The sequence below is a fragment of the Nostoc sp. 'Lobaria pulmonaria (5183) cyanobiont' genome (assembly GCF_002949795.1).
Lineage (GTDB): Bacteria > Cyanobacteriota > Cyanobacteriia > Cyanobacteriales > Nostocaceae > Nostoc.
This window is the reverse complement of the sequence record NZ_CP026692.1, coordinates 2,377,356-2,399,953: the sequence shown is the minus strand read 5'-3', so window position 1 is coordinate 2,399,953 and position 22,598 is coordinate 2,377,356. Positions and strand designations below refer to the sequence as shown.

Annotated in this window: 17 protein-coding genes, 1 tRNA gene and 1 CRISPR repeat array; of the genes, 7 read left to right on the top strand and 11 right to left on the bottom strand. The window is 41.2% G+C overall.

Annotated features, from left to right (window positions below; all coding sequences use genetic code 11):
* Positions 1-3: 3 nt before the first annotated feature.
* Positions 4-1,143, top strand: a complete 1,140-nt coding sequence (locus NLP_RS10325; protein WP_104906332.1) for a peptidoglycan-binding domain-containing protein — start codon at positions 4-6, stop codon at positions 1,141-1,143.
* Between the two features lie 132 nt (positions 1,144-1,275).
* Here the strand turns inward: NLP_RS10325 and NLP_RS10320 are convergent, their stop codons facing one another.
* The 4 genes from NLP_RS10320 to lipA form a co-directional block, all read right to left on the bottom strand.
* Complete coding sequence (locus NLP_RS10320) at positions 1,276-1,731, bottom strand: Fur family transcriptional regulator (protein WP_104906331.1); 456 nt, start codon at positions 1,729-1,731, stop codon at positions 1,276-1,278.
* Between the two features lie 420 nt (positions 1,732-2,151).
* Positions 2,152-3,402 carry an RNA polymerase sigma factor SigC gene (sigC, locus tag NLP_RS10315; protein WP_104906330.1) on the bottom strand — a complete coding sequence of 417 codons (1,251 nt, stop codon included), beginning with the start codon at positions 3,400-3,402 and terminating at the stop codon, positions 2,152-2,154.
* A gap of 809 nt (positions 3,403-4,211) precedes the next feature.
* Positions 4,212-5,144, bottom strand: a complete 933-nt coding sequence (locus tag NLP_RS10310; protein ID WP_104909831.1) for an NAD(P)H-dependent glycerol-3-phosphate dehydrogenase — start codon at positions 5,142-5,144, stop codon at positions 4,212-4,214.
* Positions 5,145-5,168: 24 nt separating this feature from the next.
* A complete protein-coding gene (lipA, locus tag NLP_RS10305; protein ID WP_104906329.1) occupies positions 5,169-6,047 on the bottom strand; it encodes a lipoyl synthase in 879 nt (292 codons plus the stop codon).
* Between the two features lie 140 nt (positions 6,048-6,187).
* Here lipA and NLP_RS10300 point away from each other — a divergent pair.
* A tRNA-Pro gene (locus tag NLP_RS10300) sits at positions 6,188-6,261 on the top strand.
* Positions 6,262-6,389: 128 nt separating this feature from the next.
* A CRISPR array of direct repeats spans positions 6,390-8,877; the repeat unit is 37 nt; unit sequence GTTTCAATCCCTAATAGGGATTTTATTTGATTGCGAT.
* A 252-nt stretch (positions 8,878-9,129) separates the two neighbouring features.
* On the opposite strand, the gene NLP_RS10295 is transcribed toward NLP_RS10300, so the two are convergent.
* Positions 9,130-9,897, bottom strand: coding sequence for a circadian clock KaiB family protein (locus NLP_RS10295; RefSeq protein WP_104906328.1), 768 nt, complete (start codon positions 9,895-9,897; stop codon positions 9,130-9,132).
* A gap of 169 nt (positions 9,898-10,066) precedes the next feature.
* Positions 10,067-11,350 carry a type IV pilus twitching motility protein PilT gene (locus NLP_RS10290; protein ID WP_104906327.1) on the bottom strand — a complete coding sequence of 428 codons (1,284 nt, stop codon included), beginning with the start codon at positions 11,348-11,350 and terminating at the stop codon, positions 10,067-10,069.
* Between the two features lie 730 nt (positions 11,351-12,080).
* On the opposite strand from NLP_RS10290, the gene NLP_RS10285 reads away from it, so the two are divergent.
* Both NLP_RS10285 and wecB read left to right on the top strand, forming a co-directional pair.
* The gene (locus NLP_RS10285; protein ID WP_104906326.1) at positions 12,081-12,452 is read left to right on the top strand and encodes a hypothetical protein; all 372 of its coding nucleotides are present in this window, start codon (positions 12,081-12,083) and stop codon (positions 12,450-12,452) included.
* A gap of 261 nt (positions 12,453-12,713) precedes the next feature.
* Positions 12,714-13,844: a non-hydrolyzing UDP-N-acetylglucosamine 2-epimerase gene (gene wecB, locus NLP_RS10280; RefSeq protein WP_104906325.1), complete on the top strand. Its 1,131-nt coding sequence runs from the start codon at positions 12,714-12,716 to the stop codon at positions 13,842-13,844.
* Between the two features lie 225 nt (positions 13,845-14,069).
* Here the strand turns inward: wecB and NLP_RS10275 are convergent, their stop codons facing one another.
* From NLP_RS10275 to NLP_RS10260, 4 genes are all read right to left on the bottom strand, one after another.
* Positions 14,070-14,660, bottom strand: coding sequence for a peptidoglycan-binding protein (locus NLP_RS10275; RefSeq protein WP_104906324.1), 591 nt, complete (start codon positions 14,658-14,660; stop codon positions 14,070-14,072).
* A gap of 270 nt (positions 14,661-14,930) precedes the next feature.
* Positions 14,931-15,341, bottom strand: a complete 411-nt coding sequence (locus tag NLP_RS10270; protein WP_104906323.1) for a response regulator — start codon at positions 15,339-15,341, stop codon at positions 14,931-14,933.
* A gap of 195 nt (positions 15,342-15,536) precedes the next feature.
* Positions 15,537-16,247 (bottom strand): Crp/Fnr family transcriptional regulator, encoded by a 711-nt coding sequence (locus NLP_RS10265; protein ID WP_104906322.1) that lies wholly within the window; start codon positions 16,245-16,247, stop codon positions 15,537-15,539.
* An 80-nt stretch (positions 16,248-16,327) separates the two neighbouring features.
* Complete coding sequence (locus NLP_RS10260; protein WP_104906321.1) at positions 16,328-17,074, bottom strand: Crp/Fnr family transcriptional regulator; 747 nt, start codon at positions 17,072-17,074, stop codon at positions 16,328-16,330.
* 1,095 nt (positions 17,075-18,169) lie between these two features.
* On the opposite strand from NLP_RS10260, the gene NLP_RS10255 reads away from it, so the two are divergent.
* The 3 genes from NLP_RS10255 (at position 18,170) to NLP_RS10245 (ending at position 21,370) form a co-directional block, all read left to right on the top strand.
* On the top strand, positions 18,170-19,207 hold the full coding sequence (locus tag NLP_RS10255) for an NADP(H)-dependent aldo-keto reductase (RefSeq protein WP_104906320.1): 1,038 nt from the start codon (positions 18,170-18,172) through the stop codon (positions 19,205-19,207).
* Between the two features lie 124 nt (positions 19,208-19,331).
* Positions 19,332-20,459, top strand: coding sequence for an aryl-sulfate sulfotransferase (locus NLP_RS10250; RefSeq protein ID WP_104906319.1), 1,128 nt, complete (start codon positions 19,332-19,334; stop codon positions 20,457-20,459).
* 239 nt (positions 20,460-20,698) lie between these two features.
* Positions 20,699-21,370 (top strand): glutathione S-transferase family protein, encoded by a 672-nt coding sequence (locus tag NLP_RS10245; protein WP_104906318.1) that lies wholly within the window; start codon positions 20,699-20,701, stop codon positions 21,368-21,370.
* Positions 21,371-21,447: 77 nt separating this feature from the next.
* On the opposite strand, the gene NLP_RS10240 is transcribed toward NLP_RS10245, so the two are convergent.
* Positions 21,448-22,461 (bottom strand): zinc-dependent alcohol dehydrogenase family protein, encoded by a 1,014-nt coding sequence (locus NLP_RS10240; protein ID WP_104906317.1) that lies wholly within the window; start codon positions 22,459-22,461, stop codon positions 21,448-21,450.
* Positions 22,462-22,598: the final 137 nt, after the last annotated feature.

The window sequence follows — 22,598 nt, the reverse complement described above, 5'->3', positions numbered from 1 at the left end:
AATATGGAGAATCTTGCGTATTTGCACCTAGCTTTCGCCTACGAAGACAGCACACCCAGTGAATTGGTCTCCCTCAGTTCTTTGTTTAACAAAGCAGCTGCACCAGACTGGAAACGGCTATCTGGTAGGGCTTGGAAGTATATGATGCCCCTTGCTCTGTCTCTGTCCATTCTTAGCGCTGTCAGCAGCGTTATGGCACTGGAAAAAGGCGATCAAGGCCCTTCTGTCAGAAATTTACAACAAAACTTGAAAACAGCAGGTTTTTACCAAGCTTCTGTTACCCAAGTATATGACGTATCCACACAAGAAGCTGTACAGCGCTTCCAAAAGGCCGCCGGTTTACCAGTGGACGGCATTGTTGGAGGAAGCACCCTGCAAAAATTAGAAAGTTGGCAAGCGAAAAAGCCCACAAATACAGCTACACAAGCGAAAAAAACTACTGCTGTAAGCGCACAAGCGAAAAAGCCCAGCACTACAAGTTCAGCTAGTTCAGCCACTAGCAAGCGCCGCAATCCCAACTACCTGGCTAAGGGGGATGAAGGTGAAGATGTCAGAACTTTGCAAGAACGGTTAAGAGTCGCAGGCTTTTATTACGGAAACGCCACAGGCATATTTGGGCCAATTACCGAAGAATCTGTCAAGCGCTTCCAAGATTCTTACAAATTAAGCGTTGATGGAATTGCAGGCCCAGCAACATTGGGTAAATTGCCGGGAGTTGGCATCGGTGATGGAGAAGAGGCTCCCAAAAAGGTAGTCAATCGAGACAAACTTCGTGTAGGCGATCGCGGTGAGCCAGTTAGAATTGTTCAAGAACAATTGATCCAGGCAGGATATTTAGAGGGAGAGCCAAATGGCTACTATGGCCCCTATACTGCCGATGCTGTAAAGAGATTTCAGGCAGCTAACTTCTTGAGTGCAAGTGGTGTTGCTGGCCCAACTACACGAGCTAAGTTATATAGCTCAGTTAATACTGCTAGCAAAAGCGAATTTAATACCCTAGAAATCCAAACCCGACTACGGGAGCGGGGATTTTATAAAGGCAAGTTGAATGGTGTAATGGCTGATGACACCAAAAAAGCGATTAAACAAGCCCAAGAATTCTACGGCATCAGTCTCAAGGATCTTAAGAGCGGACGCTTTTAACATCCGCTTTGGTGTTTTTAGTCTCACTTCCCAACTGGTTACTTGCCTCTAATAACAGCAAATTACGAACTGCTCAGAATTCCAATTATTTGGTTAATTTGAGTAGTTTCGTCTTATTTATCCACCCAAGTGCTAAAGCGGCATCAGCGCTCGTTGGCACTTGGGACATACTGCATGGATGGTCATTTGACAGTCCAGCAGGTGGAAACCTTCTTTTTGAGCGGTTTTCGCCCCAATTTTTAAAATTGAGTCATTTTTAAACTCAATGGTTGAGTTGCATCGAACACAAATTAAGTGATGGTGATGGTGGGGATAGGGCTGGTTGATCTCATAATGCTTATGTCCTTCGCCCAATTCTAGTTCACGTAAAATTCCCATCCTGGCCATCAACTTCAAAGTCCGATAAATAGTTGACAGACTGATCCCTTCACCATCAGTTTCTAGCCGATGATAAAGATCCTCCGCACTCAGATGTTCACCTTGCGGAAGTTCTTGAAAAATGTGTAAAATTGTTTCGCGCTGGGGAGTTAAACGCCAGCCTCGGTCGTTCAATTCTGCCTTAAGTGAAGTAGTTGTGTAGACAGTCATACTAATATTTCTCAACAAATATCGTTAATTGAGAATATAACAAATCTTTTGAGCAATTTGCAACAATCATTGCTTATTGACAATATTTACTAAATACTTAAGAACAATTTATAAAATATTGCTCAAAATTCAAGTAATAAGCTGTAGTGCATTTAATTTGCATACAGCTAATAGTTAGGATGGTTTATAACCATTACATCCCTTGACTTTGAATTTTGAATGAGTGAATTTTGAATTGCTGAGTTTATCCCCACCTTTAAGATATCTGAGCAAAGGTTTAGGGAAACTCTTATACAATTAAATACAAATTATTTGCTACAAGCTTCTAAGAGGCTTTTGACCTAGGGATTAAATCAGCCCTGTGTCCCTAGTCATTTGTCAAGTGTAGTTTTCTAATGACAAATGACTAATGACAAATGACTAACTTAGAGACTCCAAATAGTCGCGGATAAGGTTGCGGCGCTTGGGTTGACGTAGCTTTTGCAAAGCCTTGGATTCAATTTGTCTGACTCGTTCGCGCGATAAGTCAAGAGCGCGGCCAATTTCTGCTAAAGAATAAGGATGACCATCTGCCAAACCAAACCGCATCAGAATTACATCACGCTCCCGGCTAGTCAAATCTGACAGAAGATGATGCAAATCTCTTTGTAAAGATTCTCGCATTAACATCTCTTCTGGAGTTACACTGTCAGTTTCGAGTAATTCGCCTAACTCAGTGTCTTTATCCTTGCCTACCTTGGTTTCCAAAGAAACGGAGCGAGGAACCCGCAACAAAACTTCTCGTACTTGGGTCGGTGTCATCTCTAACTCAGTTGCTAAATCTTCTAAAGTTGGGGTGCGACCTTTTTCTTGAGCAATTTTGCGTTGGGCTTTTTTGATTTTGTTTAACTTTTCGGTAATATGGACAGGGAGGCGGATGGTGCGACTAGAAGTAGCGATCGCCCGTGTAATACCCTGACGAATCCACCAGTAAGCATAGGTACTGAAGCGATAACCCTTAGTTGGGTCAAATTTTTCTACAGCCCGCTCCAAACCTAATGTACCTTCTTGGACTAGATCCAACAATTCCAAACCACGATTTTGATACTTCTTAGCAACAGACACAACTAGGCGAAGATTCGCCTTAATCATGTGTTCTTTTGCTTGCAGTCCTTGGGACTGAACTTGCTCCAACTCTTCTACAGTCAACTTGGCGATTTCAGCCCAGCGACGTTTGCCATCTGCCAAAGTCGGTCTGAGATCGGATAAAACTATATCAGCAGTGGCAGCCCATCTTTCCAAAGATGGCCGATGTCCAAGTTCCGAGGTAAGACGTTCTTGAACTTCAATTAACCGAAGATAGGGCGTAATCACTGCATCCCCAAGTTTTGCGGCGTTAGCAAGTACTATCCGCATCCGCAAGTAGCGTTGGACTTTTTGAGCTTCTGAAACCTCTTCATCGCGCCCCAACAAGCGAACCCGACCAATTTCTTGAAGATATAGACGTACTAGGTCTGTACTCCGACGGTTGGTGCTAGCAGCAAAGTTAGTATTGTCTACAGTTGCCATCTCTAGCTCCTGTAAATCATCTACCGATAACTCACTTTCGTCAACCGTGAGATCCGAGTCCAAAGCCTGGCTAGACTTTTTGGTGTTGTAGGGGGCGTCTGCATAAAAAGATGTTGCTGGCATAAAGATCGTCTCAATGGCTCCAGGTAACAATAGATTTCGGTCAGCTTAGATTACGGTCAGCTATTCAACTGTTGCTATTGTTCCCGTGATTCACGATGAACTAACATGGTTGAACGTTCCATTACAATTTTTTTAGAAATTAACTGTAAGGGTTTTATTGGATACAGTATTACTGAGCTTAATCGGCTGCTAAAGTTTTGATTCAACCAATAGCTATTTAAATTCACAGCTAGGCTTTCAATATTTCTAACTACTTAGTTAACATTTCAACCTTGATCGGTTTTTGATAGTAACTTTCGCGACACAGTATAAACATCCTTCAGTGAATGTCATCTTTATAATTGGCATAGTCACATTTACATGGCTAAAAAGTAATATCCTGACGATTTAACAATTTTTTCTCAGGATTATTCAGGTATAAGTAGAACTAATAAATATCGGGGAAGTGATTAGCATTAACGGTAAAAATTCTCTCGACACGGAGATAGAAAATGCGGATAAATTATCAAATCCTCTCTCCGTGTCCCCGCATCCTCTTGTATGTCAGCCTTAACTTGCCAATTTCAACTTGAGAGATTACTAGTAGTCCATCAAGCTACCGAAAGCCTGGTATGTAGTAAGCACTGAAGTCCTTAAGAAAAGGACTAAAGTCCTTACTACAAACTTATTTACGCAGCATAGTTAACTTGACAGACTACTAACTAGTACAGCACGGCGTAAATAGAGATACCATTCACAATCAGGGAAAAGCTGACAACACAAGCTTTTTGACTTTTGACTTTTGACTTTTGACTTCCGCCTTGTCGGTACTAGTAGTTGTACTCTGGCTTGATATCTCGCAACATCAGTTCATCAAGTGCTTGTCCGGGTGTGATTTCGCCTTGAAGTAACCGATAAACTTGCTCAGTAATTGGGACTGCGATGTTTTGTTGCTTGGCTCGTTGCATCAAAACTCGGCAAGTATTCACTCCTTCAGCAGTTCCTTGTAAATTTGCGAGAGTTTCTGTAAGTGACTTACCACCAGCTAGCTGGTAGCCGACTTGGTAATTGCGACTTAAGGGACTGTTGCACGTTGCTAACAAATCTCCTAGACCTGATAAACCATAAAATGTTTCCGTCTTGGCGCCCCAGTTGTTGCCAATGCGAACCATTTCTGTAAGTCCACGGGTGACTAAAGCAGCTTTGGCATTGGTTCCCAGTTGTAAACCATCGCACACACCCGCTGCGATCGCAATCACATTTTTCAGTGTTCCCCCCAGTTCTACCCCCAAGGGGTCGGGATTGGTATATACCCGGAAACGCTGAGAAGAAAATACTAACTGCACTACTTCCGCAGCCGTAGGAATATTACTGGCTACCACCGTGGCTGCTGGTAATTCCATTTGAATTTCTTTTGATAAATTAGGCCCAGACAAAACAACCACTGCATGATTAGGGAATATTGTTTGCCAAATTTGTGAAGGCGTGCAGGTAGTTTGGGGATCTAAGCCTTTTGTCGCTGTCACAAAAATTGTTTCTGGAGAAAGGGGGAAAGACTCAACTTGGGAAGCAACATCTCTCACACCAATCATTGAGATAGCGGACAGGACTATTTGGACATCTTTTAAAACTGTTTGGATTTGGGAACCTTGACGCGACCACACGCGCACCAGATGACCATTTGCTATGGCGAGATTTGCCAGAGATGCACCCCAAGCACCTGCACCAAGAATTGCAACCGATAATTTTGAGTTGGAGTACATCTGCTCACTCATAACTCCTAACTCCTAACTTTTAAACCGGGGATAACGTTCCATCAATTCCCTGACTTGTTCTGCATGATATGAGCTTCTTGTCAATGGTGAAGAAACAACTTGTAAAAATCCAATTTCTTCGCCGAATGCCTTCCAATTAGCAAATTGTTCTGGATTGACAAATTCGTTTACCTGCAAGTGTTTTTGACTGGGTTGGAGATATTGCCCAATGGTCAAAATGTCGCAATCCACGGTTCGTAAGTCTTGCATGACTTGGCGAATTTCGGCATCAGTTTCACCGAGTCCAACCATGATCCCGGATTTAGTGTATGTGCTAGGAGAAAGTTTGCGAGTGCGCTGCAATAATTCTAATGTGCGATCGTAGTTTCCTTGGGGACGCACCCGGCGATATAGACGTGGAACAGTTTCGGTATTGTGGTTTAATACCTCTGGCGCAGCTTGTAGAATCGACTCTAGAGCATTCCAATTACCGCATAAGTCAGGAATTAGCACCTCAATTGTGGTGTTGGGTGAAACAGAGTTAACTGCATCAATACACGCCATAAACTGAGATGCACCACCATCAAGCAAGTCATCTCGGTTTACAGAAGTGATGACTACATGATTAAGGTTCATGCGGCGAACAGCTTGGGCCAGTCGTGTAGGTTCCGTGGGGTCTAGTGGTTTGGGTTTTTTCTCAAAATCAATATCGCAGTAGGGACAAGCGCGTGTACAAGCCGGGCCCATAATCAAAAAAGTGGCAGTTCCAGCGTTGAAGCATTCACCAATATTCGGACAGGACGCTTCCTCGCAAACTGTATTGAGGGCTAAATCCCGCAAAATTTCTTTAACGTTACCGATGCGCTCACGCCCAGGTGCTTTCACCCGCAACCAGTCTGGTTTTACAGTCACAATCCGCTTTTACCACTAGAGTTATACAAACTCAATCCTAGCAAGCAAAGTCTTTGATGAAGCGATCGTATGTATATAGATGTAATTCTGCTATTTGGCACAGGTTGTGATATTGTTAATTTACAATGCCATTTTTATGGCGGGATGTGGCGCAGCTTGGTAGCGCACTTCGTTCGGGACGAAGGGGCCGCTGGTTCGAATCCAGTCATCCCGATTTATTGTAGAGCGACAAATTATTTGACCGTGGTGGCAAGTTATTTGTCAAATGCTCTCCTATGAACTTAAATATAGCTGATTTATCTTTGAGTTGAAGCAGTACCGTCCAAAGTCGTGTACTTAAAGGTTTCAATCCCTAATAGGGATTTTAGTTGATTGCGATGCGGGAGTTTTAAGGGTTGATCGTCGAGTAAGCAATGTTTCAATCCCTAATAGGGATTTTATTTGATTGCGATGCACACTTCGAGGTCTTACGGCATTTTGATTGGTAACGTTTCAATCCCTAATAGGGATTTTATTTGATTGCGATCCAACTAGAAATGGCATGGAGCATTGCCCAATACGTTTCAATCCCTAATAGGGATTTTATTTGATTGCGATGTTACGCTTATTTTCCAGGAAGTCAATATAAGCTTTTGTTTCAATCCCTAATAGGGATTTTATTTGATTGCGATGGGGATTATTTGGTAGCCGCATCCCCGAACGCGAGGTTTCAATCCCTAATAGGGATTTTATTTGATTGCGATTCCTAGCAAGTTAGATTTGCTGTTGTATTTTAAGGTTTCAATCCCTAATAGGGATTTTATTTGATTGCGATTTGACTATGATGTAGTAGAGCAAATTTTTGAGAAAGCGTTTCAATCCCTAATAGGGATTTTATTTGATTGCGATGGCAGCAGCAACAGTTTCTTGTGCTTTGGTTATTCGTTTCAATCCCTAATAGGGATTTTATTTGATTGCGATAGGCGTTGGGTAAATTGTTTAAGGTTGGTGGTATCGTTTCAATCCCTAATAGGGATTTTATTTGATTGCGATTTGGGAATAATTTTCATTATCATCAGCCACAATTAAGTTTCAATCCCTAATAGGGATTTTATTTGATTGCGATAAGGCAGGATTTTCGGTGGCAGCGTCAAAAGCTGTTTCAATCCCTAATAGGGATTTTATTTGATTGCGATATGTTTACCGCATTCAGGGCAGGGTAGATTTCCTTGTTTCAATCCCTAATAGGGATTTTATTTGATTGCGATATTCATGTAATCAACATTACAAGTCGATTCCGTATAGTTTCAATCCCTAATAGGGATTTTATTTGATTGCGATTGGAAGGTTACTGGTGCTGGGGATGGGTGGCAGGCGTTTCAATCCCTAATAGGGATTTTATTTGATTGCGATTTGCTAAAGCAGTTTTACAAGTTGTTCCCAAAAGTTTCAATCCCTAATAGGGATTTTATTTGATTGCGATAATCTTTATTTAGGCTTGGCATTTTTCTTGTTTTTGTTTCAATCCCTAATAGGGATTTTATTTGATTGCGATATTCTTCTTAAATGCATTAAAATTCTTGTATGGAAGTTTCAATCCCTAATAGGGATTTTATTTGATTGCGATTATCCCTTTGTAACTGTTCTCTGGGATGGTGAAAAGTTTCAATCCCTAATAGGGATTTTATTTGATTGCGATCTTCCTTAGCAACTGTGGCGTTAATTTCGGCTTGAGTAAGTTTCAATCCCTAATAGGGATTTTATTTGATTGCGATAAAAAGAATCTGTGCGTACCCCTTGACTTTTACTGTTTCAATCCCTAATAGGGATTTTATTTGATTGCGATTTAAAGACCGCTATAATGCCCAGTCTAGAGATGATTTGTTTCAATCCCTAATAGGGATTTTATTTGATTGCGATGCCAAGAAGTCAGCATCTACCATTACTGATACCGGGTTTCAATCCCTAATAGGGATTTTATTTGATTGCGATGCTTTGATGACACAATTGAAGACATAAAGGCACTGAGTTTCAATCCCTAATAGGGATTTTATTTGATTGCGATGCCGTGATGCAAGTCTAGAGCAGCAGATACAGCTAGTTTCAATCCCTAATAGGGATTTTATTTGATTGCGATTCTGCTAGTTTGTTAAATCAGGCAAAGGTAATTGTTTCAATCCCTAATAGGGATTTTATTTGATTGCGATAGGGAAAAAATGCTTTTTAATGTCTGAGTACTCAGTTTCAATCCCTAATAGGGATTTTATTTGATTGCGATATGCCACTTTAGCGGCTGCTGGCGGTTCATTTGGCGTTTCAATCCCTAATAGGGATTTTATTTGATTGCGATAGGCTGGCAGATTTGCAACCTGCAAATGATTGGTTTCAATCCCTAATAGGGATTTTATTTGATTGCGATCTGGTAGGTCTATCTCATGCCATAGTAGCCAATCCGTTTCAATCCCTAATAGGGATTTTATTTGATTGCGATCTAAACCGGAAATTACCAGCGAGAGAAGGATTGTTGTTTCAATCCCTAATAGGGATTTTATTTGATTGCGATTAGCTGCATAGTCCATACCAGCACCAACCACTTCTGTTTCAATCCCTAATAGGGATTTTATTTGATTGCGATCAAAAATTGGGGCATTGTTATCTATCAAGTCATTGTTTCAATCCCTAATAGGGATTTTATTTGATTGCGATAGCGGGTTTCGGCTTGTGCCAGTTAAATTTATGTGAAGTTTCAATCCCTAATAGGGATTTTATTTGATTGCGATTAAAGATTTACCCAGTGAACGTGCGATCGCATTTGTTTCAATCCCTAATAGGGATTTTATTTGATTGCGATCGCAGGCGTCTGAAAGCCCTGTGTTATTTGGTTTTCAAGGTTCAATAGCGCGGATGCAAAAATCATAACATAGGGACTGGCAATTGTGCTAATTGTAAATAGCTGAAAGTCAGTTTATATAAGGTGCGCGGATGGTTTCAAGTGCGAAAATTATCAAATCCTTGCAGATACGGCAATCTAGCCATTTTTGTAGTTACTCCTTCACCAACACCTACCCATTCGCGCACTTAGCAAAAAAACTAGTCTGATTACTTAAAATTTTTCCTTAGCAGCTAACATCTGTAAAATCTTTTCTACATGATCCAACTCTCCGACGATTCGCCGAATTGGGTGAGGCCAAACCTTGACAAGGGTAGGGGTTGCAGAAACCTGATTTAGTTCTGCTTGTTCTGGATGACTTAAAACATCAATCACCTTCAAAGTATAAGGGTGTCCGAGCGATCGCTCTAACAATTCGTGTAAATTTTGCAAAATGCGTTCAGTAGAACTGCTATGTCCTGCAACAAACAAGCGGAGAACATAGCCTTGGGTGATGGCTTCTTTTTTTTGTACTATTACTGGTTGGTGATATTTTGGCACAGGTTCAGAAAGGTCTAAACGGACAATTAAATCATGATCCTCCCAAAGCTGCCCAAATGAAGAATGATAGGTTGTTAACACCATGCGATCGCACAATCCCTCTTGCCAAGGAGCTGCTTGCCATACTAATTCCTCTGTGCCAAAAATGGCATTAAGCAAAGCTTGATGTCTAATTACAGCCGGATAAGCTTCAGCAAAAGTTCGCACTTGTTGAGTGCGCGGATCTAACCAATTGTCAATAGTTGCAGTATAACAAGGTACTAAAAAGTGTGGTGGCTCTGGTAAATCTAGAATTTCTTGCAAAGCCGAACACAAATGCAAATGCCATCGACCTTGCTTACTAGGGTCGATGCAGTAAATTAAATCTCCTCCAGGTGTAAATAGCGCAATGCCTTTAAACAGCTGGGGTGTAGATAGTTTATTTGTCGTCAAGTTATTCACAGAGGTTAGGGAACTAAAAGTAAAAATTCTCTCTTTTACCTTTTACCTTAGCTATAACCTCAACCAGGATCGCAAAGATATTTGGGATTAGATACTCGAAGATGAGGGAGCAGAGGGGGCAGAGGAGCAGGGAAGAAATAACTAATGCCCAATGCCCAATGCCCAATCGTTAAACTCGACCTCGGAGAAACTGTGCCATTTCGTTAGGAGTTGGTGACATTTCCAAAGCAGTTTCTTCAGTGATTCGTCCGTCTTGATAGAGATTCAGCAATGACTGATTCATCGTAATCATGCCGTCAAAGCCAGCTTGTTTCATCAGCTCGCCAATTTCATCATACTTTCCGTCTTTGATCCATTCCTTAATCGCCTCAGTATTGATCAGCACATCGTGGAAAGCAGCCCGCTTACCGTCAGTTGTGCGACACAAACCTTGAGCAATTACTGCCACTAAAGACTCAGAAATCGCCACCCGCATTGCATCCTGTTCATCACCAGAATAGAGGTTGAGAATCCGCTCAATGGTTTTGACAGCGCTATTGGTGTGTAAGGTTCCCATGACTAAGTGACCGGTCTGAGCGGCTTTTAGGGCGGTGTTAACTGTTTCCTTGTCCCGCATTTCCCCCACCAGAATCAAATCTGGGTCTTCCCGCAAAGCTGCTTTCAAAGCGTTGTCAAATTTCCGGGTATGCATTCCCACTTCCCGCTGTTTGACTAAAGACTTGCGGCTTTGATGGACAAATTCTATCGGGTCTTCAATGGTGATGATATGTTTGGCCATCTCCTTATTGATGTAGTCAATCATCGCTGCCATTGTGGTGGACTTACCAGAACCAGTGGGCCCCGTCACCAAAATTAAACCTTTATGGTGATGACAAATATCCCGAAAAATTGGAGGTAATCTCAACTGTTCCATAGTTAAGATTTTTAGCGGAATCAACCGCAACACCATTGCAGGGCCTTTGAGGGAGCCAAAAACATTAATCCGCACGCGAGCAAATTCGTATTGAGTTGCTCCGTCAAATTCTAAGGATTCTTCAAAGCGCTGAATTTCTCCCTCACTCATCACCTCCCGCAACCAATTCATAAAAGTTTCTTTATCTGTTTCTGGATAATCTCCTGATTGAATTTCTCCTCGGCTGCGGAAGCGGGGTGGTTCACCCACACCCAAGTGCAAGTCAGAATATCCCTGATCGTAAGCTTCTCTGATTAACTTCTCTAAAGTGATTTCTGGACTGCTGTTTTGAGGGCGAACTGAATTAGGTATTGGCGGTGGACTACCCGGACGATGACCTGCAACAGGCAAATTAGTGCCTCTATCGATTGACATATCGAGTGTTTGTGTCATCTGCCGCTGTGTAATAAAGGTTGGGATTGGCGGTGGTGGCGGCGGCATTGGTGGTAGATTACGTCCGGCAGCAGAGTTAGAATTTAATGGAGACTGTGATTCTGTCATATATCTTCACATTTGGCAGTTAAAAAGTTGAATTAAGGAGAAGTCAAGTCACTTACTTCGATGACTTTTGAGAATATTTGTCTGCAAGCCTTAACGGTGATAGAAGGCGATTGAAACTCTAGAACCACGGTCAATCCATTTCATCCACCTCAACTGGTATCTTTTTTTTCCTAAGATTTCATTACTCAGAATATTCAGATAGATTATTTAACCTATCTAAACTGGTTTAACACACGTAAGGGATAAAAATACCTCAGTAAATACACAAGGACAAATAAGTATTTTTTAGTGCTTTGCTTTTAAAGTAAATATTCTCATGACTTAGATGAGAAATTTATCCCAGGCATGGGCACGAATTGCCAGCAATTAACAGTACAAATACTAGCAGTTCATTTATTCAGCCCGTCTATGAATTATGAGAAAGACTAATAATTTTTATAAGAAATGTTAAGTTGAATAGCAGCGGTATTGTGGGGATCAAGGTTAAAAGCTCATACCTTTTAGGTTATATACCTGAAGATAGATGCAGTAAACAAGTTTTTTTAATAGATAGAAACTTGGCTTTATATTCATAATTATAAAAAATTAACTGTAAACTTTAGTAAACAAATGCTCATTTTTCCGATTAGTTTTTATATACTGAAATTTCACTGAAGAACAATTCAGTTTACTCGCAAAAGTGAGATATGACTGAAATTAAAATTTGTTGTGTATTTTAGGAGGAAAAGTCATGGTTTCTGCTCAAAGCTCTAATCAAGGAAAGACCTACTCCTTGTTGATGATTAAAAGCTTTTTAATATGGACTTTTACATTAGCAGTATGTTTGTTGGTTGTGGGTTTTCCACTAGTTGTCTTGATGGCTACGGTCGGATGTCTGTTGTCGATTATCTTGCAATCGGTGATGCCTGTTAGTGCGGTTTTGCTTGTAGCAGGCGCTCTAATAATGTTTAATGTCATGGCAGTTGTATTAGCTGCGGGTGTGCTAACTCTTAAGGGAGTTCATCCTAGTGAAGTTAAATGGTTAAGTTGGCTGCATGGTGAGGCAGACCAAATGCAGGTTACTGTTTACGCTGCTTGCCCTCTAACTTGTGAGATTAAATAGTTATTACAGGTTAATTAGACAAACAGTGCGTCTGCCCGGTTAAGCCGGGTTTTTTCATGGTTTTTATAATTTGAACTTTTAAATAGTCATTACAGGTTAATTAGACAAACAATGCATTTGCCCGGTTAAGCCGGGTTTTTTTTATATCTTGTGTGATTTATCCATTAATATTTATGGTTTATGTGAGGATTGACCGCCGACTATTGACCATAAACCATTGACTATAGACCATTACTATAGATGGTAAATTACAGATGACTAATGACTAATCAAAAACGCGTTTGCATTATCTTAGGTACTCGCCCGGAAGCGATTAAACTCGCTCCAGTTATTCAAGTTTTCCAGAAGTCTTCGGAATTGCAGTTGCAAGTAATTCTAACTGGACAGCACCGGGAGATGGTTGAGCAAGTTATGCAACTGTTTAATATCAAGTCGGATTATAACTTGGAAATTATGCAGGTTCAGCAATCTCTAAATGATATTACTTGTCGTAGTTTACAAGGGTTAGAAGCATTATTTAAGGTAAAAAAGCCAGATTTAGTAATTGTGCAGGGAGACACTACCACTGCATTTGCCGCAGCATTGGCAGCTTTTTATCAAAAAATTCCTATTGGTCATGTAGAAGCAGGGTTAAGAACTGATGATATCTTCAATCCTTATCCAGAAGAAGCTAATCGCCGATTGATTTCTCAAATTACTCAGTTGCACTTTGCGCCGACTCCTTGGGCTGTGGAAAATTTGCATCGCTCTGGTGTTTTGGGTGAAATTCACATGACGGGTAACACGGTAATTGATGCATTATTGAATGTCGCTGCAACCCAAGTAGTTTGTAATGTCCCAGGCTTAGACTGGGAATCATATCGGGTTTTGTTAGCAACAGTTCATCGTCGGGAAAATTGGGGAGAACCTCTGTTAGCGATCGCTCAAAGCTTTTTACAAATTTTAGACAAGTTTCCCGATACAGCTTTACTGCTACCATTGCACCGCAATCCGACAGTGCGAGTCCCGTTGCAGGAACTTTTAGGGAATCATCCCCGAATTTTCTTGACAGATCCTCTAGATTATGGCGAATTGGTGGGAGCAATTGGGCGATCGCATCTTTTGCTCACTGACTCTGGTGGCTTACAAGAAGAAGCCCCCAGCTTGGGAAAACCAGTACTAGTTTTGAGAGACACCACCGAAAGACCAGAGGCTGTTGTCGCTGGTACAGCCAAACTTGTTGGCACTACGACTGAGAACATTTTTGCAGCCGCTGCTGAGTTACTCAGTTACTCAGATGCTTATGAAGCGATGGCAAATGCAATCAATCCTTTTGGGGATGGTCATGCAGCAGAGCGCATTTTGCAGATTGTAGAAAATTACTTGGGTATTTCATCAGAAACATCAACTTAGGAACTTTTTTCAACAAAATGCAAAATTTCTGTTTTCTAAGGTGCATAAAACCGGGGTAAAAGTCGGTTTTTCACTTTATCAGTTCTTGTGGAGTGAGGTCGTATTGCCCGCCTGATGACGGGCCAGACGTTCTGAAATTTTGATTTCCTGAACTTTTGACTTCTCTCTATTCCACCAGAAAATAGGTAGAACTTGGAAAGGAGATGTTTAAAAGGTTGCTTCTGGCTAAATACCCAGAGCAGATCGAGTTTCGGGGCCCACAACACCATCTACAAGTAAACCTTTACTTTGCTGAAAACTGCGGACTCGGCTAACAGTTTCTTGACCGTAAATTCCATCAACCCTGAGATTGCCTAAAGCTGTTTGAACGTCTCTGACAAGCAGACCTTTAGAACCAGGGGTAAGAATCACTGAACCGCCAACACCACCGGGTCTAGTCACAGGACGATTGTTAGGTCTATCACCAATCCATCGGGCAAAAATGTATCTACCCGTAGAAAGTCTGGCAAAACCGTTTTCATATCGTTCAATTGTTGGAAGTGTTGCGCCATTGGGTACGCAGTCTACATACGAGTAGTTGGTGCTTGGACCTGAACGGACACGTAAACAACTACCGTTAGTCTTTACATAAGCAGCCGAACTCATTTGAATTTGGGTTACAGCAGCAAATAAGACACCGACACCAGCTAAGGCTAACCAAGCCGAAGATTTAAGCAGTTTTTTCCAATTGAATTGAGGTTGGGGAAGATGATACTTAGTGTTTCCAGATGCCTCTTCTTGAGCAATAAACATGTGAGAATATGCAAGATATTCCATAATGCGCTCCTTGTATATGAAAAAATGAGTACTCGCAGAGAATTACTTGGTCGTTCTCTGTATTTATTCTTAGTATATTTTAGATCACTGTGTTTTCAAAGTTTTTTATTGATAGTGAAATTAATAAAAAATAAAATTAGTCAAAAGATTCCTGAAAAAATGCGATGTCTACGACGAGCTAACCCGTCGTAGACATCGCATTTTGAAAATAAATAAAATTTAGTTAAAACTTTTTTACTTAATGGCTTGTCCTAGTTGCATCTAAATATGTCAAACGTATTGTTCGGTTCTAGTTAAAGTAGCAACGATAGAAGTTAACTCGTCTAAGTCTATGGGCTTGCATTGATATATATCATAACCTGCTAATAATGCACGTTCACGATCGCCCTCAAAAGTAGATGCCGTCAGAGCAATCGCTGGAATCTTTCTACCTCGCTTTGCTTCCAAATTTTTGACTTTCAAGAGCAGTGAGCAGCCATCTTCATCGGGTAAGCAAATGTCACTAATTAGGATATCTGGTTTAAAAGATGACATTATTTTTAGAGCCTTGTCTGCTGAAGCAGCTGCAATCACCTCTGCTCCCTCTAATTCAAAGAGGAAGGTAAGTAATATTCTCGTATCAGTATCGTCATCAACAACGAGTAATCGCAGACCTTGAAAAGACATCGATTGATTAGACATTATTCTCACCGCTATCTAGCTCAAAAAGTTGAAGTAGCAATTACATTAAAAGGCGCGTATTTGTAAATACCATTTGATGCATACTTTACTAAATCTTAAAAGAACTTTTAGCAAGTGTCTGTCCGGTTTCGGACATAGTAACTTAAGATGATTCTATTGGCGATGTCTACGACGGGCTACGCCTACGCGCCTTGGCTAATTGCCCAGCAACCGAGTAAATTCGTTTTGAATGACCCGATAACACTCGCAGGAAGTTGCTGACAAATCCTCTCGCTTCAGGATGCTAATATGACCACGCTGGTAGCGAATCATTCTAGTTTGGCTCAAGGTATTAGCCGCTACTGTCACACCAGAGCGGCGTACACCTAGCATCTGGGCGATAAATTCTTGCGTGAGCGGAAAATCCTCTGATTGCAAGCGGTCAGAGACTGTTAGTAGCCAACGAGCCAGCCGCTCCTCTATGGTATGAAAACGGTTGCAGGCACATCCTTGTGCCAATTCAGTGTATACAGCTTGTACATAGCGCAGCAGCAGGTTTTGAATAGCTCCACCCTGATTTAACTCGGTTTTAAGTACATCTGTATCCATCCGCATAGCAGCACCTGAAACCTGCACAAAGGCTTTTGTGGTTGTTGTGTTGCCTCCTAAAATTATTGGGATACCCACCATACCTTCACTGCTCACTATCCCAACTTCCATCATCGAGCCATTTTTCATATTAGCGACTAAAGAAACTACTCCGTGTTGGGGAAAATAGACGTGTGCGATCGGTTCTCCTGATTCATAAATAACTTGCCGAGTCGAAAGCGAAACTAACTTCAGGTGCGGAACAAGACGCTGATAATCACTAGTTGGCAAAGCCGCGAGTAACCTATTTACTTGCGGCTTAAAAGTCTTTTCGTTCACTGAACATTAAAAGATAAATTTTCTCAAAATACTTTAAATCAAGTTACTTTTGCGAGTCTGTTCGGTTTCGCACACATAACTCAAAAAATTTTTTTGGCTCGGTTATTGGGCTTCATGCCCAATAACCGAGCAAATTCGTTTTGTATGACTCGATAACACTCGCAGGAAGTTGCTTCCAAATCTTCTCTGTTCAGGATGCTAATATGACCACGTTTGTAACTGATCATTCCGGCTTGGCTGAGGGTGCTAGCCGCTACTGTCACGCCAGAACGACGTACACCTAGCATCTGGGCGATAAATTCTTGCGTGAGGGCAAAATCTTCTGATTCCACACGATCAGAGACTGTCAGTAACCAGCGAGCCAGCCGTTCATCCAGTGTATGCAGACGGTTGCAGGCGGCTGCTTGCGCCAGTTCCGAGTATATAGCTTGTACGTAGCACAGCAGCAGGTTTTGAAGCGCTCCCCCCCGATTGAACTCGGCTCTAAGTACATCTGCATTCATCTGCATAGCAGCGCCCGAAATCTGCATAAATGATGTTGTGGTTGTGATCCTGCTTCCTAAAATTACCGGGATACCCACCATGCCTTCACTGCTGACTATCCCAACTTCCGCCGTTGAGCCATCTTCCATAGTGGTAACTATAGAAATCATTGACTTATCAGGAAAATATACTTGTGTGATTGGTTCGCCTGCTTCGTAAAGGATTTGCTGAACTTCGAGCGAAACTAACTTTAGATGGGGGACAAGACGCTGATACTCACTAGCTGGCAAAGCTGCGAGCAACTTATTTGCTGGTTGCTCAAGGGCATTTTTGTCTAATGACATTGGAATTCTCCTGAATGTAGCCCTCTGTAGAAAAGGCAGCTCCAGGCATAAGGAGAAAAATCAAGAATCTAATCCTAATGTCAAAAGGTGTAATTTCTAAAAAAAGTTGTAATAAGAGTTTTTTATACTCCTATTTATAAATATAACAGAACTAAATTAGTTAATAGCTTATTTAATGCAAAATAAAGGGCGTTGCTGATTAAGAATATGAATTTGTCTCACGCAGAGGCACACATACATAGAGAGCAAGAGTTGAGAATACCTGATTTTTGCATTTCATATTTAAATTTAACAACGCCAGATAAATTATTAATATGCCGCTTTGTAACTCCAATTGAATGCATCAAAAATGTCATAATCATCTCAGCAAATATTTTTATTATTCAGTATAATTCTATTTACTTGTTACTTAAATCAGATTGCTATAGACATGAGTATCGTTGTCAGCGATCGCAGGTTTTCGGTGCGTTACGCTAACACGGTAACATACCCTATGCCTTAAATCATATTGTCATAGACATGAGTATCGTTGTCAGCGATCGCAGTAAAAAAGTCCTGGTTATGCAAGTCATTAAAACCCTAAATCTTTGTCAATCAGCTGTTGTAAACTCTCGCAGGTAAATTTGGTATATTTTGATTACCATGAAGACAAGCTACTTAGAGCTAAATATATTAATATGAACATTTATTAAGGCTTAGTTCTAGAATAATATTAAGATTTTTTGATATACTACGGTAAGTCTAGCAATTTACTGTAATATAAAATCAAGCTAAAACAGTCTATTTCACAAATACCCAATAAAAGCGAGTCTTTTCTACTACAATTTTATAATTTTTATTACTCCAAACTAGCTTACTTATCTGGTTCATCTATGCAATAATAAACAACTGTACCCATAAAATACTGTTTATCTATCGGTTTTTAGTAATATCTACAAATCAATATTTGTATTTGCTGAAAAATTTATATTGGCTAAGTGCCGAATCCAGTGTTGTTTGAAGCTAATTTACTTAAAAATAATAGCGTCCTTGACAAAATGCAAAATCTCCAACAAAAATATCACTGTTCAATTGATTGAATAACAACGCAGAAATATGAAGTATAACCAACTTGGCAAGAGTGACTTAAAAGTTTCCGAAACTTGTCTGGGCACCATGACCTATGGACAGCAAAATACCATTGAAGAAGCCCACGAGCAGCTCGATTATTCTATTGCCCAAGGAGTCAACTTTATTGATGCGGCTGAGATGTACCCTGTGCCCACAAGTGGCGAAACTTATGGATTAACTGAAACTTACATTGGGAAATGGTTAAAGCGTCAACAAAGAGATCAACTTATTATAGCTACTAAAATTGCTGGCCCTGGTCGAGGCTTTAAATGGGTACGTGGTGGAGCCAAAGCAATTGACCGTGATAATATCAAACAAGCTGTAGATGATAGTCTAAAAAGATTACAGACAGACTATATTGATTTATATCAAATCCACTGGCCCGACCGCTACGTGCCACGATTTGGGCAAACGGTATTCGATCCAACTCAGGTGGAAAAAACGATTCCCATTCCTGAACAGCTAGCAGTTTTTGCCGATGTAATTAAGGCAGGAAAAATTCGCTATATCGGTTTGAGTAATGAAACACCTTGGGGAGTCGCCCAGTTTAGTAACGCTGCTAAACAGTTGGGATTGCCCAAAGTTGTTTCGATTCAAAATGCTTACAACTTGCTAAATCGAGTCTTTGACGGAGCCTTAGCAGAAGCAGTTTATCAGGAAGAAATTGGGTTACTAGCTTATAGTCCTTTGGCATTTGGCTTCTTGACTGGCAAATACCTAAATGGTAAACCAGAGAAAGCAAGAGTTACTTTGTTTGAAAATTTTGGTCAGCGTTATTTGAAACCAAAAGTAGGTCAAGCAGTAGCAGCTTATGTGGAAATTGCCAAACGCCATCAACTCAGTCCAGCACATCTGGCCTTGGCATTCGTGCGGAGTCGTTGGTTTGTACCTAGCACAATTATTGGTGCTACGACACTGGAACAACTTAAAGAGAATTTAGAAAGTGTAAATGTAGTTCTCAATAAAGACATTTTAGAAGAGTTGGATATAGTTCATGCTCAGTCTCCAAACCCAGCACCATAAGAGTACTGAGTACTGAGTGCTGAGTGCTGAGTAATGAGTGTGAGTTGTTCAGAAACAAGTAGAGGTGTTCGATGCACTCTCTCCCAGTTTTTAGATTAAAAACTAGATATTTAGTAGGTAAAATATGACTTTTACAGTAACATCGGTTGACCAAAATACTATTCGTCGTCGGGGTACTGGTTTAAAGGCTTACAATCCCGAAAAAGTATTTAAAGGATACACACTTTTTACACCCCTGACAGGTCAAGGTGAAGTCTACCTTCTGAACTTGGAAGGAGAAGTAGTACACCAATGGAATCTGCCTTATCCACCAGGGTTATACGGTTATCTCTTGCCCAATGGCAACCTTTTTTATAACGGAAAGACTCCACCAGAAGAACCACTACGTTTTGCTTTATGGGCTGCATTCAAAAGTGGCGTTGTTTTAGAAGCAGATCCCAAGGGAAATATTATCTGGGAATATAAGCATCCAGATCATCATCACGATGGACGCAGACTAGCCAATGGCAACACAATTATACTGGCCATTGAAAAGATACCTCAGTCTTTGGTTCCTCGAATCAAAGGTGGCGTACCAGGTACAGAACCAGATGGTGATATCTATGCAGATGTGCTTTATGAGGTGACTCCAGCAGGTGAAATTGTTTGGACTTGGCACGCCCACGAACACCTCGATCCGGATATATTTACGATTACACCCCAGGATCATCGACATGAATGGACTCATGGAAATACTGTAGATGAACTTGCCGACGGCAACATTATAGTCAGCTTTCGTAATATATCTACAGTTGCGATCATCGATCGCAAAACTGGAGAAATCATCTGGACGCTGGGCGATGACGTGCTAGCACAGCAGCACTTCCCAAACGAACTAGCTAACGGTAACATCTTGATTTTCGATAATGGCGCACATCGCCGTAACATTGCTCTCAATTTCTCGCGTGTGATTGAGGTGAACCGTCAAACCAAAGAAATAGTTTGGGAATACACCGACAACCCGCCCCAAAATTTCTTCAGTGCTTATATATCAGGAGCGCAACGTTTAGCCAATGGCAATACCTTGATTACAGAAGGTGCTTATGGTCGAATATTCGAGGTGACAGTTACAGGGGAAATTGTTTGGGAATACATCAATCCCCACTTTGCATCTCGGAATATTCCAGGTGAAAAATCGCCGGTAACTCGTGGAGAGCAAAATACAGTCTTTCGCGCCTTCCGTTATGCACCTGAAGAAGTGCCTTGGCTGTAGGAGAAAGCAGGGGGCAGGGCAGCAGGGGGAAAAATAACTATTCCCTATTCCCTAACCTCACAATTTTGGGTTATTTGAGTATTACTCCAGTTTTAAAGTTTGCTTAGTGTCGAGAATTTTTCACGCTACATTCACTTCAAAAAGATTTTGTGACACTAACAATTTAAGATTTGGGATTTTGGATTCAAATTCAATTCCCAATGCCGATTAACAAGTCCTATTTACCAAGGAACTTAAACATGGCTGAAATTAAAGTATACAGTGCAGTTGTTTGTCCTTATGCTCACCGTACCCGCTTGGTACTCCAAGAGAAAGGCATCAACTTCGATTTGATTGAGATTGACTTGCAAAATAAGCCTGAAGGATTTACCAAAGTTTCCCCCTATGGGAAAGTGCCTGCAATAACTCATGGCGATAACCGAGTTTGGGAGTCAGCAGTAATTAACGAGTATCTCGATGAGGTATTTCCCAATCCACCACTGTTACCCAGCAGCCACATTGATAGGGCACAGGCTCGCATCTGGATCGATTTTGCTAACACTAGGTTCGTTCCCGCTTTTTCTACCCTATTGCGGAGTTCAGATCCCGAAAAACAAGAAGAAGCTAAACAGGAATTATATAAACATCTGGAATTCATTGAAAACGAAGGTTTAGCAAAGCTATCTGGAGAAGGCCCTTACTGGTTTGGTGAATCCATTAGTTTGGTCGATTTCACCTATTTCCCTTGGTTTGAGCGCTGGACTGCACTCAAGCAGTATCGCGGCTTTGGAATACCAGAGCAATTTACCCGTCTACGCCAGTGGAAACATGCTTTGAAAGAGCGTGAGTCTGTGAAAGCGATCGCTCACTCTAAAGAATTCTACATCGAGCGATATGCTAAATTCGCTGCACCTACTCTTGCTGCTGTTTAAACGTAATTCATAACTATGTTTCAAGTGGGAATTTAAACCCCACTTGAAACATAAAATTAAACTTTTAAAATTACGAATTACGAATTACAAATTACGACTTTACCGAAGTGAGCCGCACTTTTAAGGTAATGATAAGCCTCTCGTGCTTCAGTAAAAGGGAAAACTCGATCGATAATTGGTTTGATTTGATGCTGTTGCATCGCCTGATTCATCGCCTCAAACATTTCTCGACTGCCAACATAAATCCCCTGAACTGTTAAACTCTTAAAAAGTATTGGCATGGGGTCGATCTCATTCCCTGTGCCTGATAATACGCCAATCAAACTAATACGTCCCCCAATACGAACTGCTTGTAGCGATTTTGGCAGAGTGCCTGCACCGCCTACTTCAACTACATGATCTACACCCGTGCGATTGGTTAATTGATAAACTTGCTTTTCCCAATCTGGTGTTGTTTTGTAGTTGATTGTCTCGTCAGCACCAAGCTGTTTCGCTCGTGCCAACTTTTCATCACTGCTGGAAGTAATAATCGCTCTAGCACCATGTAGCTTGGCAAACTGGAGAGCAAAAATTGAAACTCCCCCAGTACCGAGTAATAAAATACTGTCACCTGCGCCAATATTGCCTTTTGTCACAAGTCCGTGCCAAGCTGTGACTGCTGCACAGGGCAATGTTGCACCTTCAAGATAAGATAGGTAGTCAGGTAATATTACTAAACCCTCTTGGTGTAATAAGACATATTCAGCCAGCATTCCATCGATACCACCTCCCAAATCAGATTTCATTTTCTCTTTGGTTAAAGAGCCATAAATCCAGTCTTGGAAGAAAGTACCAGCGACGCGATCGCCTATTTTCACCCGTGTCACACCTTCCCCTACCGCCACAACTTCTCCCGCACCGTCAGACATGGGAATTAACGGATATTTCTGTCCAGCACCGTAAGCTCCTTGGGCGACAAGCAGATCGCGATAATTTAAGGATGTTGCCTTGACTTGAATCAGAACTTGTCCATCTGTGGGTTTTGGTTCAGGGCGATCGACTAATGCCAGGGCATCAATCCCGGCGTTGCTTTGAATTTCGTAAGCTTTCATGGATGTCCTTGTTCTAGCTACAACTTTGGTATTGTAGCTAGGGTAAAAAAGAATCAAGAGACGTAGCAAGTGCTACGTCTCTTGAAGGGTTTTGGATAACGCATATTTAATTTCACTAGTAGGGTTGCCCTCATCCC

Excerpts from the sequence above, each read along its gene's own strand:
- NLP_RS10260 (WP_104906321.1), bottom strand. The coding sequence starts at position 17,074 with ATGTCATTAGACAAAAATGCCCTTGAGCAACCAGCAAATAAGTTGCTC.
- NLP_RS10250 (WP_104906319.1), top strand. The coding sequence starts at position 19,332 with ATGACTTTTACAGTAACATCGGTTGACCAAAATACTATTCGTCGTCGG.
- NLP_RS10285 (WP_104906326.1), top strand. The coding sequence starts at position 12,081 with ATGGTTTCTGCTCAAAGCTCTAATCAAGGAAAGACCTACTCCTTGTTG.
- NLP_RS10290 (WP_104906327.1), bottom strand. The coding sequence starts at position 11,350 with ATGACAGAATCACAGTCTCCATTAAATTCTAACTCTGCTGCCGGACGT.
- NLP_RS10320 (WP_104906331.1), bottom strand. The coding sequence starts at position 1,731 with ATGACTGTCTACACAACTACTTCACTTAAGGCAGAATTGAACGACCGA.
- NLP_RS10270 (WP_104906323.1), bottom strand. The coding sequence starts at position 15,341 with ATGTCTAATCAATCGATGTCTTTTCAAGGTCTGCGATTACTCGTTGTT.
- NLP_RS10325 (WP_104906332.1), top strand. The coding sequence starts at position 4 with ATGGAGAATCTTGCGTATTTGCACCTAGCTTTCGCCTACGAAGACAGC.
- sigC (WP_104906330.1), bottom strand. The coding sequence starts at position 3,402 with ATGCCAGCAACATCTTTTTATGCAGACGCCCCCTACAACACCAAAAAG.
- NLP_RS10245 (WP_104906318.1), top strand. The coding sequence starts at position 20,699 with ATGGCTGAAATTAAAGTATACAGTGCAGTTGTTTGTCCTTATGCTCAC.
- NLP_RS10255 (WP_104906320.1), top strand. The coding sequence starts at position 18,170 with ATGAAGTATAACCAACTTGGCAAGAGTGACTTAAAAGTTTCCGAAACT.
- NLP_RS10310 (WP_104909831.1), bottom strand. The coding sequence starts at position 5,144 with ATGTACTCCAACTCAAAATTATCGGTTGCAATTCTTGGTGCAGGTGCT.
- NLP_RS10240 (WP_104906317.1), bottom strand. The coding sequence starts at position 22,461 with ATGAAAGCTTACGAAATTCAAAGCAACGCCGGGATTGATGCCCTGGCA.
- wecB (WP_104906325.1), top strand. The coding sequence starts at position 12,714 with ATGACTAATCAAAAACGCGTTTGCATTATCTTAGGTACTCGCCCGGAA.
- NLP_RS10275 (WP_104906324.1), bottom strand. The coding sequence starts at position 14,660 with ATGGAATATCTTGCATATTCTCACATGTTTATTGCTCAAGAAGAGGCA.